This is a genomic window from Antricoccus suffuscus (assembly GCF_003003235.1).
GTDB classification, from domain to species: domain Bacteria; phylum Actinomycetota; class Actinomycetes; order Mycobacteriales; family Antricoccaceae; genus Antricoccus; species Antricoccus suffuscus.
The window spans coordinates 42,550-55,395 of record NZ_PVUE01000008.1; the positions used below are offsets into that span (position 1 = coordinate 42,550).

A 12,846-nucleotide genomic window follows, 5' to 3' on the forward strand; every position below is an offset into this window, starting at 1 on the left:
ATGGATTTATGCGACTCCTCGGACCGAGCAGCACGACGCTTCTCGTCATCAGCCTCGTGCTGGCCGTCCTGGTGACCACGGTGACCGTGGCGTTTTGGGACCGGGGAGTGCTTCGAATGAGCCGCCGGATCGTGGGCCTCACGCTGTCGCAGGCCTTCCTGTTACTTGCCGCATTTGTATTCGCCAACCAGCAGATCTCCTTCTATGCGTCGTGGTCTGACCTATTTGGCGGGCACTGATGTATCCACTGTCGGCCCGGCCGGTCCGCCCTGGCGACCAGCTTTCGGTGCTGGCGCCCAACTCGTTGTTCGTCCAGTACCTCGCCATTGGCGCGTTCGCAGCCGTCGTCGTCTTCGCCGTGTGGGGATGGCGACGGTTTCGGCCGCGGACGGCCAGCCGTGTCGGAGTTGTCCTCGTGGCGCAGTGCCTTGTCGTCGTATCGATCGCCATTTACTACAACCGCACCGATCAGATAGCCGCGACCTGGGATGCTCTCGCCGGATCGCAGCAAGGACTCAACCCGGCAGTCGTCGTACAGCGGGACGGTTCGGCGTCGTTCGGGTCGAGTGCATTTGCTCAGGACCGCTGGAATGTATCCGCGGCGGATCGTCTAACTGACAGCCAATCGGCGTACCGGTCGACCCTTGTTACGACGACGATCGCGGGGCCGCAAACCGGGTACAACCTTCCAGCGCAGGTCTACCTGCCCGGTTCGTACGCCGATCCGGCATCGACGACCCGTCAGTACCCAGTGATCGAGCTGCTCGCGGGATATCCTGGGAGCTACCTTTCGTGGACGTACGGAATGCACCTTAAGGCCACCCTGGACAGCCTCATCGCAGAGAAGAAGATGCCGGCCGTCATTGTGGTCATGCCGTCTCAGAATCCCAATCCGCCCAGCGACTCTGAGTGCGTGAACGCGTCGTTTGCGCACCCGAGTTCGATGGCCGAGACCTATCTGACGCGCGACGTCCCGGCGTACATCGCCGCGACCTATCGCTCCGCTCCCGGCCGGATCAACTGGGTAATCGGCGGATATTCGACCGGCGGCTACTGCGCCGCGAACCTCGCCCTGCGACACCCGCAGGTCTACGCCTCGGCGATGGTGCTGTCCGGCTACTTCATCGGCGTACACGAACACGGACCACATCAACTGTTCGCGAACCGGAAGGACCTTCGGGCGAACTCGCCGCAACTGACCATCTGCGAGCCGCGGCCAAAGGTCGCGATCTTCACCATCGCCGCGAAAGACAACAAGGAGGACATCAGCGCACAGGCACGGTTCATCCGCAAGGTGCCAAAGTACGACGCGTTGATGGCGATGACGACCGAGACCGGTGGCCACACGCCGGTTGTGTGGCGGATCGGCAGCAGGCATGCGTTTGTCTGGCTGGCGAGAGTGCTCGGCCCCGGCGTATCTGCACGTTGACCGGCCGCGCCAGTCCGTGACTACGGCCACTCACACTTTGAGCCGGCCACCCTTGGACTATGTTTCGAGAATGACTCGTTACATCGTGATTGGCGCCGGCGCGGTCGGCGGAACCCTTGGCGGCAAGCTCACCCAGCATGGAATTGACGCGGTCCTGATCGCGCGCGGTGAGCACGGGCAGGCGCTCGTCGAGTCTGGGCTGCGGCTGCGTACGCCGGATGAAAACCTCACGCTGCCGGTCGCTGCGGCGACGGGTCCGACGGGGGTACGCCTCCGGCGTGACGACGTCATTGTGATCGCGACCAAGACACACCAGGCCGCCGATGCCCTCACCCAGTGGGCGGACCAGCCGGTGTACGACGGAGAGACGGTCGCCGGTACGGCGGGGGAGCTGTTGCCGGTCCTGACGATGCTCAACGGAGTGGCCAGCGAACTCCTTGCGTTGCGCTACTTCCGACTCGTATATGGAGTTTGTATCTGGCTACCCGCCGTACACCTCGAACCCGGCGAAGTGATCGCAAGGTCGGCGCCGGTCCCGGGTTTGTTCCACATCGGTCGCTACCCGGCCAGTGCATCAGCCGATACCGCGCTGCTGGAGCAGATCAAAGCGGACTGGACGAAGGCCGGCTTCGCGATCCAACTCCCCGCAGACGTGATGGAGTGGAAGTACAACAAGCTCCTGAGCAATATCGTCAACGCGATCCAGGCTCTCGTGGGGAAGAACGGCGACTTCGCCTCGATCGTGAAGCAGGCTCGCGCCGAGGCATCCGGCGTACTGGATGCCGCCGGGATCGCATACGCGAGCAGGGAGATGGAGGCGGAACTGCGCGCCATCGGGCCGAAGGTCCGTCCCGTTCCGGGTGAGCCGGACGAGCTCGGAGGTTCGTCGTGGCAGTCACTGGCGCGCGGCACCGGCAACATCGAGACCGACTACCTCAACGGCGAGATCGCGCTGATCGCCCGGCAGCATGGACTGGCGGCGCCGATAAACACCAAGATCGCTTCCCTGGCGCGGATTGCGGCCGCGACCGGGCAGCGCCCCGGCGACATCAGCGCGGACGAACTAGCGACGATCCTCGGCATCTAGCCTCGCCACTCACGGAATGCCGTACGCCGACTAAATGCCTGACGGCACATAGATCTCACCGCGCTGAGGGGACGATGTGATCGAGTTGCGCGACGTGAGGCAATCGGTCACGCTGTGCGGCGAAACGCGGGAGCCGAAACGCGGGAGCGACGGCGCGACCTTGGAGGATCAGATGGGGGAGTTTAGCCCGTGGCATCTGTTGATCGTCGCGGCTGTCTTTGTGTTGCTCTTTGGCGCGAAACGGCTTCCTGATGCTGCCAGGAGCCTGGGCCGGTCGATTCGAATCCTGCAATCTGAACTCCACGCCGACGACTCGAAGCCCCAGCCGGCCGAACCTCAGCCCTAGCAACTCTCCGGGTGCGAGCGTCGACTGGTCACGTGCGAGGGTGTTGGTATGACAACAGAACGCTTTGAGGTTCAACGGATGATTGCGGCGTCACCCGAGGCGATCTTCGCGATACTGAGCGACCCACAAGGACACGTGGCGATCGACAGTTCCGGGATGCTGCAGTCCGCCGACGGCGAGCGTGTTGCGGGGGTCGGTGGCGAGTTCGTCGTACATATGGACCGCGAGGCCCTCAATGACCGTCCGATGGGCAAGTACGACGTCACGGTGATCATCACCGAGTTCGAGGCCAACACCCACATCGAATGGACGATCTCGGGAACGATCCAGCCGCCCATCGAGCACCTCTATGGCTACCGGCTCGAGCCCCGCGGGTCCGAAACCCTCGTCACGTCGTATTACGACTGGAGCAAGATCAGTCCGCAATACCGGGACAGCATCCACTTCCCGATCATTCCCGAGTCAGCACTTCGGGCGACGTTAGGGATACTCGCCCGCACCGTCGAGGCGTCAGAGTAGTTGCGCCTGACGGTCTGCGTCGTCGGGCGACCCAACGATTGCTCGGGCGGCGTACCCCCATTGGGCTAGCTGGCGGCCTCGAGGATCCATTAGCGCGCCGTCGCTGGTGACGGTTACTCCCGACGCGAGACGTCCTGCATGGCTTGCATGATTGCGATCATCTTGGCATCGCGTTCGGCGATGAGCTCAACGTTGGTCCGCCCGTCTGCCTCCGTCTCGCATCCGGCGACCATGGCGTCACGCAGTTCTGGTGTGAGCTCAGGTGCCTCCAGTCTGGTCCATGGCGCCTTCAGCGACGGCCCGAAATGATCAAGCATATGTGCCATGCCGCCTTCACCCCCGGCGAGATGGAACGTCATGCACGGGCCGTGAAATGGCCATCGAAGCCCGGGGCCGTCGGTGATCGCGGTGTCGATCTGCTCGACGGTCGCCTCACCTTCCGCGACCATGTGCAAGGCTTCGCGCCACAGGGCCTCCTGCAACCGGTTCGCGATGAACCCGGGCACCTCGCGCTCCATCGTGATGACCGACTTGCCCACGAGGGTGAAGAACTCCGACGCCCACGCTACTGCTCCGGAATGGGTCCGGGTTCCGCCGACAACTTCGACGAGCGGGATGAGGTACGGCGGGTTGAACGGATGGCCGACCACTAGCCGACCTGGGTTCGCCGCCGAGACCTGCATCTCGCTCATGCTGTAGCCCGACGTGGAGGAGGAGATAACCACGCCTTGGGGCGTCAGGGCGTCGATCCGCGCCAATAGGTCGATCTTGACGTCGAGATCCTCGGGCGCACTCTCCTGGACGAACTGTGCGTCGGCGAGAGCGTCGGCCAAGTCATCAACGATGTGCAGACGATCTCTGCTCGCGCCTGGCGCGAGGCCGAGGTTGGTCAGCGCTGGCCACGCCGCGTCGACGATCTGGCGCAAGCGCCGGGCGGCATCGGCGCCGGGGTCCCACGCGGTTACGTCGTACCCTCGAGCCAAAAAATGCGCGACCCATCCGCCGCCGATGACGCCCGCGCCGACGCAGGTGATCCGCTGTACGTCGGAGGGCGCGACCGGAGGAAGGAATACGTCGGAAGGCGCCGTCATCGTGGCTTCAACTCCAGCATCTGGCGGGCTTCATCCGGAGTGGCGACCTTGCAGCCGAGATTGCCGATCAGGGCCACCGCGCGCTCAACTAGTTGTGCGTTCGTAGCCTTGACGCCTTTATCGAGGTAGAGGTTGTCTTCCAGGCCCACTCGCACGTGGCCACCGAGCAGGATCGCCTGTGCGACCCAAGGCATCTGCATCCGGCCCAACGCGAACGCGGCCCACTGCGAGCCGGGGGGAAGCCGGTTGACCATCGCCTGCAACTGCAGGGGGTCTGCGGGGGCACCGTATGGGATATCCATACACAGCTGGAAAAGCGGCGGCGGATCAATCAGACCCTCTTCGACCATCTTCGTGGCAAACCACAGATGTCCGGTATCGAAGATCTCCATCTCTGGCTTGACCCCGAGCTCCTGGATCCGCGCGGCTCCGGTGCGGAGCATGTCGGGGGTGCTGATATATAGCTGGCTTCCTTCGCCGAAGTTCAGCGTGCCGCAGTCAAGGGTGCAGATATCCGGCAGGAGATCTTCGACATGTGGCAACCGTTCTAGTCCATTGACCAGGTCGGTGCCGTCGACGGCCTTGAACGGGTCCCCGGGATCGAGCACAAGGTCGCCACCCATTCCCGCAGTGAGGTTGAGTACGAAGTCCACATCAGAGGCTCGGACTCGCGCGACGACCTCACGATAGAGGTTGAGCTCACGCGAGCCCTTACCGGTCTGTGGGTCGCGCACGTGAATATGCACCACGGCCGCGCCCGCCCGCGCCGCAGCGATCGCGTCGTTGGCAATCTGCTCGGGTGTTACCGGCACGTGTTTACTCTTGCCGACCGTGTCGCCCGCGCCGGTGACCGCGCAGGTGATGATGACGTTCCGATTAATCAACGATTTCCGTCCTATTCCATTGCTTAGATTGGTGTGACTAGTTCGGTCTGTACGAAGTCCCGCAGCACCTCGCGCATGCCCTCTGCTGTGTGTTGGGCGTTTCCAGCGACAAGCTGAATCCCCAGGCCGTCGACCATTGCGGTGACCTTCAACGCGAGTAACGCGGCGTCGGATCGCCGAAACGTGCCCTGCTGTTGGCCAAACTCGATGACGCCTCGCACCGTGCTCTGCCACCGTTCGTACGCCGCGGCATGGACATCACGCATTCGCGGGTTGAGTGCGGCCTCGGACCAGACCTGCAGCCAGATCGACCATTCGCGCAGCATCGGTTCGGACAACGGCATCTGCAATTCCAGCAGGTGCAGGAGCCGTTCGAGCGGATCGCTGATCGACTCCAGCTCGGCGACCTGCCTGTCGTAGGCGTCGCGGACCGATACTCGCAAGGATTCCTCGAGCATCTCCTGGCGGTTTCTAAAGTGGTAGTGCACGGCGGCCGAGCTGACGCCACATCGTTCGGCCACGTCGCTCACGCGCACCGAATGCAGGCCCCGTTCGGCGATGAGCGGCCACGCGGCCTCGATGATGCGCTGCCGAGTGTCGCCCTTCGGCCCCGAGTACAGCTGGTCCGACAGGGCGGCCCTTTCTGGGGGAGCGGTCACTTCCGGCATAGCTAGCGCTGGCTCGTCCCCGCCTGCGAGCCAGTCGAGAGACACCCCGAGGCAGTCGGCGATCCGCTTGAGTTCCATAGCCTCGAAACGCCGCCGCCCGGACAGCGATTTGGACAGCTTTGTGGGGTCCAGTCCGATGGCAGATGCCAACTGAAGTTGGCTCGTCGAACGCTCGGCCAATGCCGATCGAATGCGCCGCCCGGGCGCTGCACTTGCTTCCTGCACGCCGGGAAGCATAACCATTTGATTGCGATATTCGCAAGGCAGGAGGTGCCAGACACGGGCCGTTGAACTCTATTGTTGAGCGCGGGCGCGCGGGGCCAACGCCGTCGATGTGGTGGTCCCAGGTGAGCCTCGGCAATTCGATAATATATGCTTCTGCCTGCGAGAATGTAACAGTACGTCGAGACTTCTGGGCGAACCTACCGTCTGCGGAAGGCCCCGCGTCGAGCGTGGTCGACGCCTTGGAGTGCGGGCTTCAGTCGCGATTGTCGTGACTTGACAGGCCTGACTACGCACCAGAATATGGAACGCGGCTGACTGACACATCAGTCAAGAAATGCATCTAACGCAAGGCATTCGAGGAGACTTCGTGACTTTGGGAAACTTCAGGCGGCGCCGATCACGGCGCGCGATAGCGACACTTGGCGCGGCGCTGATAGCGGTCACCGCGCTCACGAGTTGCTCGTCGGACTCCGGTAATTCCGATGCCGAATCCGGTACGCCGGTCTCAGGTGGCTCTCTGACTGTCGGAGTGGTCGGTGGCTCGGCTAAGGACTCACTTGACGCCCACAAGGCTGTGACCCATCCGGACGAAGCGCGTGTTATTCAGCTCTACGACCGCCTCCTTGAGATGAACACGAACCTTGAGCCGGAGCCCGCCCTGGCCACCAGTGTCACCTCCAACGCGGATGCCACCATTTGGACCGTCAAGCTGCGCGACGGCATCAAGTTCAGCGACGGTCGACCGATCACGGTGGACGACGTCATCGCGACGTACCTGCGCATCAGTGATCCGGACAATCCCACCAACGGGACAGCCTCGATGAAGACCCTCGATCGCGATGGCTTCGTCAAGGTCGATGACCGGACACTGGAGATCCACTTCACCGCGCCGAAGGTCAACTTCAAGGAGGAAGTCGCGGGCTATTCCTCCGGTATCGTCCCTGCCGACTACGACCCGAAAAACCCGGTGAGCTCGGGTCCTTACATGCTCAAGAGCTTCACGCCGGGCGAGCAGAGCACTTTCGAGCGCAATCCGAACTACTGGCGCGACGGGCAGCCGTATCTCGACGACGTCACCATCGTGGATTTCCCAGATGACACCGCTCGGGTCAACGCATTGCTGAGCGGCCAGGTCGACGCCGTCGACCAGGTCCCGCTCGGCCAGGTCAAGGTCCTGAAGCAGAACCCGCAGATGAAAATCCTTGAGAGCAAGACCTCCGGATTCACTCCGTTCACCATGCGCGTGGACCAGGCTCCGTTCAATGATCCAAAGGTCCGCGAGGCTTTCCGGTTGATCGTGAACCGCCAGCAGATGGTGGATCAAGTCCTGGCCGGGCACGGCGAGATCGGCAACGATATGTACTCGCGATTCGACGAGTGCTATCCCAGCGATATCCCGCAGCGTAAGCAAGACATCAAGAAGGCAAAGCAACTGCTCAAGGAAGCCGGACAGGAGAACCTTGAGGTGGACCTGGTGACCTCACCGGTCGCGGCCGGATTCGTCGAAGCGGCACAGGTCTTCTCGCAGCAGGCAAAGAAGGCGGGCGTCACCATCAACGTCAAGAAGGTCGACCCCGGCGTATTCTACGGCGACCAGTACCTGCAATGGACCTTCAGCCAGGACTTCTACTTCACGCATGGCTACCTCTCACAGATCCAGGCGGGCTCGATGCCGGATGCGCCGTACAACGAGACGCACTGGGCCGATCCCGAATGGGTGACGACCGCCGAGCAGGCGCTGACGACCGTCGATAAGGGCAAGCGCTGCGAGCTCATCAAGCAGGCCCAGAAGATCGAGTATGACCGCGGCGGCTACATCGTGTGGGGCTTCCCGAACGCGATCGACGCCTACGCCACGAAGGTGCATGGGCTGACCCCTGACAAGAGCGGCATACCGCTGACCGGTTATCGGTTCCGCCAGGTGTGGGTCAGCGAATAAGCGCATGATGTTTCGGCTTATTGCCAAACGAGTCCTCGTCGGAATCCTCATACTGTGGGTGATTTCGGTGGTCATTTTCCTGGCGACCCAGACGCTGCCCGGCGACGCCGCGCAAGCGATTCTGGGCCGCCAGGCGACCCCCGACCGGCTCGCCGCACTCCGCGAGCAGCTTCATCTCAACGAGTCACCGATCAGCCAGTACTTCAAGTGGCTCGGCGGGGTGTTCACTCTCGACTTCGGCAGTTCGTTATCCAACGGCCGGGCGGTCACGACGGTGATCGGGCCGCTGTTCCTGAATTCGCTCGTCCTGATGGCGGCGGCCGCGATCGTTAGTACGCCGATCGCCCTCGCGCTTGGAGCGTGGAGCGCGTTGCGCAGGGACAAGCTCGTCGATCACGTGACTAGTAGCGCGACGCTGATCTTCGCGGCGGTCCCCGAGTTTGTGGTCGGCATGATCCTCGTGATCGTGTTTGCCACCGGAGCGCTGCGAATCCTTCCCGCGGTGTACGTCGGAACCGGGCCGGCGTGGGGCAATCCCACCCAGTTAATCCTTCCCGTAGTGACGCTGGTGCTGTCGGTTGGTCCCTACATCGTCCGGTCGATGCGGGCGACCATGTTGGAGGTGCTGGAGAGCCAGTATGTCCAGCAGGCCCGGCTCAAAGGCCTGTCCGAGCGCACGGTTCTACTGCGCCACGCCCTGCCCAACGCCGTGGGCCCAGTCGTGCAGGTGATCGCGCTGCAGCTCGCCTACCTCATGGGCGGCGCGGTCGTCATCGAATTCCTCTTCCGCTATCCGGGAATCGGCAACGCGCTGATCGACGCGGTCCGCAACCGCGACCTCCCGGTGATTCAGGCTCTCACCCTGATTATCGCGACGGTGTACATCGTGGTGAATTTGATCGCCGACATCATCTCGCTCGTCGCCAACCCCAAAGTTAGGACGGCGGCGCGATGACCGCACTACCAGCGCAGGACAAACCCGACAGCTCGAGCTCTCCGCCCGCGCAAATCGGCGGCTCAGGGTCGGGCGGCACGCGGCGGGGGCTGATCGCGCGGAGCCTTCGCCAGCGCCGCGCACAAATCGGACTCGTGCTGGTCTCGATCGTGATCCTCGTGGTCGTGCTCGGCCCACTGATCGCGCCGTACACCACGACCGAGTTTGTGGGGAAGCCGTTCGAACAGTCTTCGAGCGGGACGGTCTTCGGCACTGACTCACTCGGCCGAGACGTGTGGAGCCGTTTTCTTGGTGGTGGGCACACGCTGTTGATACTTGCCGTCCTCGCCACCATCTTGGGCGTGGGCGGGGGAGCCCTAGTCGGGATACTGGCGGCGTACCGACGAGGCTGGATCGACGAGACGATCATGCGGCTTGGCGATATCGCGCTCGCATTCCCCGAGATCGTGCTGGCGCTGCTGTTCCTCAGCATTATTGGGCCAGAGATGTGGCTGATGGTGTTGTTGGTCGGCCTGGCTCATTTGCCTCGGGTAGCGCGCGTCATGCGCGGTGCCGCGTTGAGTGTGGTCGAGCGGGACTTCGTTAAGTCTGCCGAGGCGGTCGGCATCCCTCGCTGGAAGATCATGCTTACCGAGATCCTGCCCAACACGACCGGCACTCTCGCGGTTGAATTTGGCTTGCGATTGACCTACTCCATCGGCATTGTGGCTGGTCTGAACTTCCTCGGACTGGGCCTGCAGCCGCCCGCCGCGGACTGGGGCCTGATGATCAATGAGAACCGCGTCGGCATCACCGTCCAGATGTGGCCGGTACTACTTCCCGTCGTCGCAATCGCGATCCTGACGGTCGGCACCAACCTGATCACCGACGGAATCGCGCGTGCCTCAGCAGGAATCGGCCGAGGGGTGGAAAAGTAGCGATGACCACGAACCCAACCCTCGACGTACAAGACCTCCAGATCACTGGCCGCCCCTCTGATGCGCAGATCGTGCGACAGATCAGCCTCCAGGTACTGCCTGGCGAAGTACTGGGTGTGGTCGGCGAATCCGGGTCTGGCAAGACGACGCTCGGCCTAGCGCTGCTGAACTACTGCAAGTCCGGGACGTACATCTCGGCCGGCAGCATCGTCATCGACGGCAACGAGATCACCGCCTTGCAGGGCAACGACCTCCAGGCGTTACGCGGCGGCACGGTGGCGTACATCCCCCAGTCCCCGGCCGCGGCACTCAATCCGGCGCTGCGGATCGGAACGCAGCTCGACGAATGTATGCCCGCGACGACCTCGCCTTCGGACAGGGCGCAGCGCATCCGCGAAGTGATGAAAGAGGTCGCGCTGCCGGAGGGGCGAGAGTTCTTACGGCGCTACCCGCATCAGCTCTCCGGGGGTCAACAGCAGCGCATTGCCATCGCGATGGCGTTCGTATCTCGTCCACGTCTGATCGTGCTCGACGAACCGACCACCGGTCTCGATGTCACCACGCAGGCGACGGTGTTGCAAACCGTGCGCGAACTGTGCCAGATGTACCAGTGCGCCGCGGTCTACATCAGCCACGATATGGCCGTCGTCGCGGAGCTCGTCGATCACATCGCGGTGATGTACTCCGGCTCGGTCGTCGAGTTCGGGCCGATGGAGCAGGTGCTCGCCCGGCCGCAGCACCCTTATACCAATCGGCTGCTGCTCGCCGTACCCGATCTGCATGCGGCGCGGCCCATGGTCGGTATCGGCGGCTATGCGCCCTCGCCGATGAATCGACCTGGCGGTTGCGATTTTGCTCCGCGGTGCCCGCTCGCCGAAGAAGCGTGCCGCACATCGGCGCCCGAACCCCGGACGATCGGCGAGCGAAGTTTCGCCCGCTGCCACCGGATCGGCGTACCGCTGCCGCCACCGGAGCATCACACCCTGCCACCGGAGACGAAGGACCAGTCGGCCGAAGTCCTCCTCGATGCCAAGAACATTCGCGGTCGATACGGCAAACTGGTGGTCCTCGAAGATGTGTCAATTCAGCTGCGGGCTGGCGAATGTCTTGCGCTGCTGGGTGAATCGGGTAGCGGCAAGACAACTCTGTCACGCATCATCGCCGGTCTGCATCGGGAGTTCGACGGCGACCTGACCTTTCGCGATGAGGCGCTCGCGGCGAGCAGTTTCTCCCGTACGCCGACGCAGCGGGGCCGGATCCAATACATTTTCCAGGACCCGTACGAGTCGCTCAACCCACGCCGAACTGTCCGTGAACTGGTGCTTCAACCGCTGCGCGCGTTGAAGCAAAAAGTGGCCGATCCCGAGTCACTGGTCGCCGAAAGCCTGGAGCGGGTGGCTTTGCGGGCGGACATGGCCGGTAGATATCCCGATCAGCTCAGCGGTGGCGAGCGCCAGCGAGTGGCTGTTGCCCGGGCACTGGTGACAAAACCGGAAGTGCTCATCTGCGACGAGATCACCTCGGCCCTCGACGTATCGGTGCAGTCATCGCTGATCGAGCTGCTGCAGTCACTGCAGATCGGGATGGGTCTGAGCCTGCTGTTCATTACTCACAACATCGCTCTGGTGCGCAACATTGCGCAGCGGGTCGCCGTACTTCAAGACGGCGAGATCGTCGAGGTCAGCGATGTCAAGCACGCTTTCACCGATAGCGCACATCCCTATACGCGGTCGCTGATCACCAGTACGCCGAACTTGCGGCTGCCGCAGTCCGCGTTGCCGGTGTCGCTTCCTGCACGTCAACAAGGAGATTCATGAGTGACACGTCATTGAGCTTCGCCGGCCAGCGGGCCTTCGATCCACTAGGGCCCACCGTGCTGAGCACCACGACACCCGAGGGTCGGGGGTTGCACTACATCGACGAAGGCGATCCATCTTGGACGACACTGGTCTTCTTCGGCGGCGCAGGTACGACGGTGCGTGCATTCGGACTGCTCGAGTTCGCGCGCACGTTTCGACAGGAGCTGAAGGTCCGGGTGATCTCGGTCGAGCGCAACGGTCTCGGGCAAACCGAGTTCGATCCGGCGTACGGTCCGACCGAGTACGCCGCAGACGTGCACTGGCTACTCGACAAACTTGAGGTCGAGACCTGTTCGCTGATCTCGATTTCCGGTGGCGGTCCGTACTCCGCCGAGGTGGCTGCAATGCGGCCCGAACGGATCCGCTCATTCCATATTGCGTGTGCGTTTTCAAGCCAGCTAACTGACCATCCGCGGCTGCCGGTGACCGAGGAGTCCGTGCGCGCACTCACCACCGATCCGGTGAGTTGGTGGCGCTACACCGGGGACAGCCCGGTGCACCGGATCCCAGGATTCGCCGACTCGACGTACGAGGAAGCGGTACGGGAGTTCTTCGTGCGCGGTCAGATGGGCGACCCTGCGCCGCTGCTACACGCGATGGAACTGCGAAATCGATCGCTTCCCGACCTAAGCGCGGTGACGGCGCCGGTGTATTTGTACTGGGGCACCGAGGACGCCGCCGTGCCGATCGCTTATATGGAGCACTGGGCGAGTCTGTTGTCCAACGTCCGGGCGCGCCGCGTGTATGAGGGCGAAGGACACGACGTGCAGTACCGGCATTGGGATCAGATCATCGCCGACGTGGCAACGCTCGATGACAAGATCCTGATCAGCGACGCCGACGGGACTCGACTGATCGATGGGTCTGCCGTACCAGCCGCACTCGAGAATGGCGGCTGGCTGGGATTGCAGCCCTGGAAACCCTGAG

At 63.1% G+C, this 12,846-nt stretch carries 13 protein-coding genes; 10 read left to right on the forward strand and 3 right to left on the reverse strand.

What is annotated here, in order from left to right:
• The first annotated feature begins 8 nt into the window (after window positions 1-8).
• The 5 genes from CLV47_RS10890 to CLV47_RS10910 all read left to right on the forward strand — a co-directional run bounded on the left by CLV47_RS10890 (window position 9) and on the right by CLV47_RS10910 (window position 3,381).
• Window positions 9-239, forward strand: a complete 231-nt coding sequence (locus CLV47_RS10890; protein WP_106349078.1) for a hypothetical protein — start codon at window positions 9-11, stop codon at window positions 237-239.
• Window positions 239-1,429 (forward strand): alpha/beta hydrolase, encoded by a 1,191-nt coding sequence (locus tag CLV47_RS10895; protein ID WP_106349079.1) that lies wholly within the window; start codon window positions 239-241, stop codon window positions 1,427-1,429. Before CLV47_RS10890 ends, CLV47_RS10895 begins: the two co-directional genes overlap by 1 nt.
• A gap of 70 nt (window positions 1,430-1,499) precedes the next feature.
• Window positions 1,500-2,516, forward strand: coding sequence for a ketopantoate reductase family protein (locus tag CLV47_RS10900; RefSeq protein ID WP_106349080.1), 1,017 nt, complete (start codon window positions 1,500-1,502; stop codon window positions 2,514-2,516).
• A 76-nt stretch (window positions 2,517-2,592) separates the two neighbouring features.
• Window positions 2,593-2,862, forward strand: coding sequence for a Sec-independent protein translocase subunit TatA (tatA, locus tag CLV47_RS22500; protein WP_238145324.1), 270 nt, complete (start codon window positions 2,593-2,595; stop codon window positions 2,860-2,862).
• A gap of 48 nt (window positions 2,863-2,910) precedes the next feature.
• Entirely contained in the window at window positions 2,911-3,381 is a 471-nt protein-coding gene (locus CLV47_RS10910) for an SRPBCC family protein (RefSeq protein ID WP_106349081.1), read from the forward strand.
• 113 nt (window positions 3,382-3,494) lie between these two features.
• Here the strand turns inward: CLV47_RS10910 and CLV47_RS10915 are convergent, their stop codons facing one another.
• Genes CLV47_RS10915 through CLV47_RS10925 form a run of 3 tightly spaced genes read right to left on the reverse strand, consistent with a single transcriptional unit; the run spans window position 3,495 to window position 6,249 of the window.
• A complete protein-coding gene (locus tag CLV47_RS10915; protein WP_106349082.1) occupies window positions 3,495-4,472 on the reverse strand; it encodes a 3-hydroxyacyl-CoA dehydrogenase NAD-binding domain-containing protein in 978 nt (325 codons plus the stop codon).
• Window positions 4,469-5,356 (reverse strand): beta-keto acid cleavage family enzyme, encoded by an 888-nt coding sequence (locus tag CLV47_RS10920; RefSeq protein WP_238145325.1) that lies wholly within the window; start codon window positions 5,354-5,356, stop codon window positions 4,469-4,471. Before CLV47_RS10920 ends, CLV47_RS10915 begins: the two co-directional genes overlap by 4 nt.
• Before the next feature lie 23 nt (window positions 5,357-5,379).
• Window positions 5,380-6,249, reverse strand: a complete 870-nt coding sequence (locus CLV47_RS10925; protein ID WP_177557527.1) for a TetR/AcrR family transcriptional regulator — start codon at window positions 6,247-6,249, stop codon at window positions 5,380-5,382.
• A 367-nt stretch (window positions 6,250-6,616) separates the two neighbouring features.
• On the opposite strand from CLV47_RS10925, the gene CLV47_RS10930 reads away from it, so the two are divergent.
• Genes CLV47_RS10930 through CLV47_RS10950 form a run of 5 tightly spaced genes read left to right on the forward strand, consistent with a single transcriptional unit; the run spans window position 6,617 to window position 12,845 of the window.
• Window positions 6,617-8,188 carry an ABC transporter substrate-binding protein gene (locus tag CLV47_RS10930; protein WP_202862515.1) on the forward strand — a complete coding sequence of 524 codons (1,572 nt, stop codon included), beginning with the start codon at window positions 6,617-6,619 and terminating at the stop codon, window positions 8,186-8,188.
• Between the two features lie 4 nt (window positions 8,189-8,192).
• Window positions 8,193-9,143 (forward strand): ABC transporter permease, encoded by a 951-nt coding sequence (locus CLV47_RS10935; protein ID WP_238145340.1) that lies wholly within the window; start codon window positions 8,193-8,195, stop codon window positions 9,141-9,143.
• Window positions 9,140-10,060, forward strand: a complete 921-nt coding sequence (locus tag CLV47_RS10940; protein WP_106349085.1) for an ABC transporter permease — start codon at window positions 9,140-9,142, stop codon at window positions 10,058-10,060. The genes CLV47_RS10935 and CLV47_RS10940 overlap by 4 nt, the downstream gene beginning before the upstream one ends.
• Window positions 10,061-10,062: 2 nt before the next feature.
• Window positions 10,063-11,877, forward strand: a complete 1,815-nt coding sequence (locus tag CLV47_RS10945) for an ABC transporter ATP-binding protein (RefSeq protein WP_106349086.1) — start codon at window positions 10,063-10,065, stop codon at window positions 11,875-11,877.
• Window positions 11,874-12,845 carry an alpha/beta fold hydrolase gene (locus CLV47_RS10950; protein ID WP_106349087.1) on the forward strand — a complete coding sequence of 324 codons (972 nt, stop codon included), beginning with the start codon at window positions 11,874-11,876 and terminating at the stop codon, window positions 12,843-12,845. The genes CLV47_RS10945 and CLV47_RS10950 overlap by 4 nt, the downstream gene beginning before the upstream one ends.
• The last annotated feature ends 1 nt before the right edge of the window (window position 12,846 follow it).

Bases quoted from the DNA above. Each gene is read 5' to 3' on its own strand.
- CLV47_RS10890 (WP_106349078.1), top strand. From the start codon at position 9: ATGCGACTCCTCGGACCGAGCAGCACGACGCTTCTCGTCATCAGCCTC.
- CLV47_RS10895 (WP_106349079.1), top strand. From the start codon at position 239: ATGTATCCACTGTCGGCCCGGCCGGTCCGCCCTGGCGACCAGCTTTCG.
- CLV47_RS10900 (WP_106349080.1), top strand. From the start codon at position 1,500: ATGACTCGTTACATCGTGATTGGCGCCGGCGCGGTCGGCGGAACCCTT.
- CLV47_RS10910 (WP_106349081.1), top strand. From the start codon at position 2,911: ATGACAACAGAACGCTTTGAGGTTCAACGGATGATTGCGGCGTCACCC.
- CLV47_RS10915 (WP_106349082.1), bottom strand. From the start codon at position 4,472: ATGACGGCGCCTTCCGACGTATTCCTTCCTCCGGTCGCGCCCTCCGAC.
- CLV47_RS10935 (WP_238145340.1), top strand. From the start codon at position 8,193: ATGATGTTTCGGCTTATTGCCAAACGAGTCCTCGTCGGAATCCTCATA.
- CLV47_RS10940 (WP_106349085.1), top strand. From the start codon at position 9,140: ATGACCGCACTACCAGCGCAGGACAAACCCGACAGCTCGAGCTCTCCG.
- CLV47_RS10945 (WP_106349086.1), top strand. From the start codon at position 10,063: ATGACCACGAACCCAACCCTCGACGTACAAGACCTCCAGATCACTGGC.
- CLV47_RS10950 (WP_106349087.1), top strand. From the start codon at position 11,874: ATGAGTGACACGTCATTGAGCTTCGCCGGCCAGCGGGCCTTCGATCCA.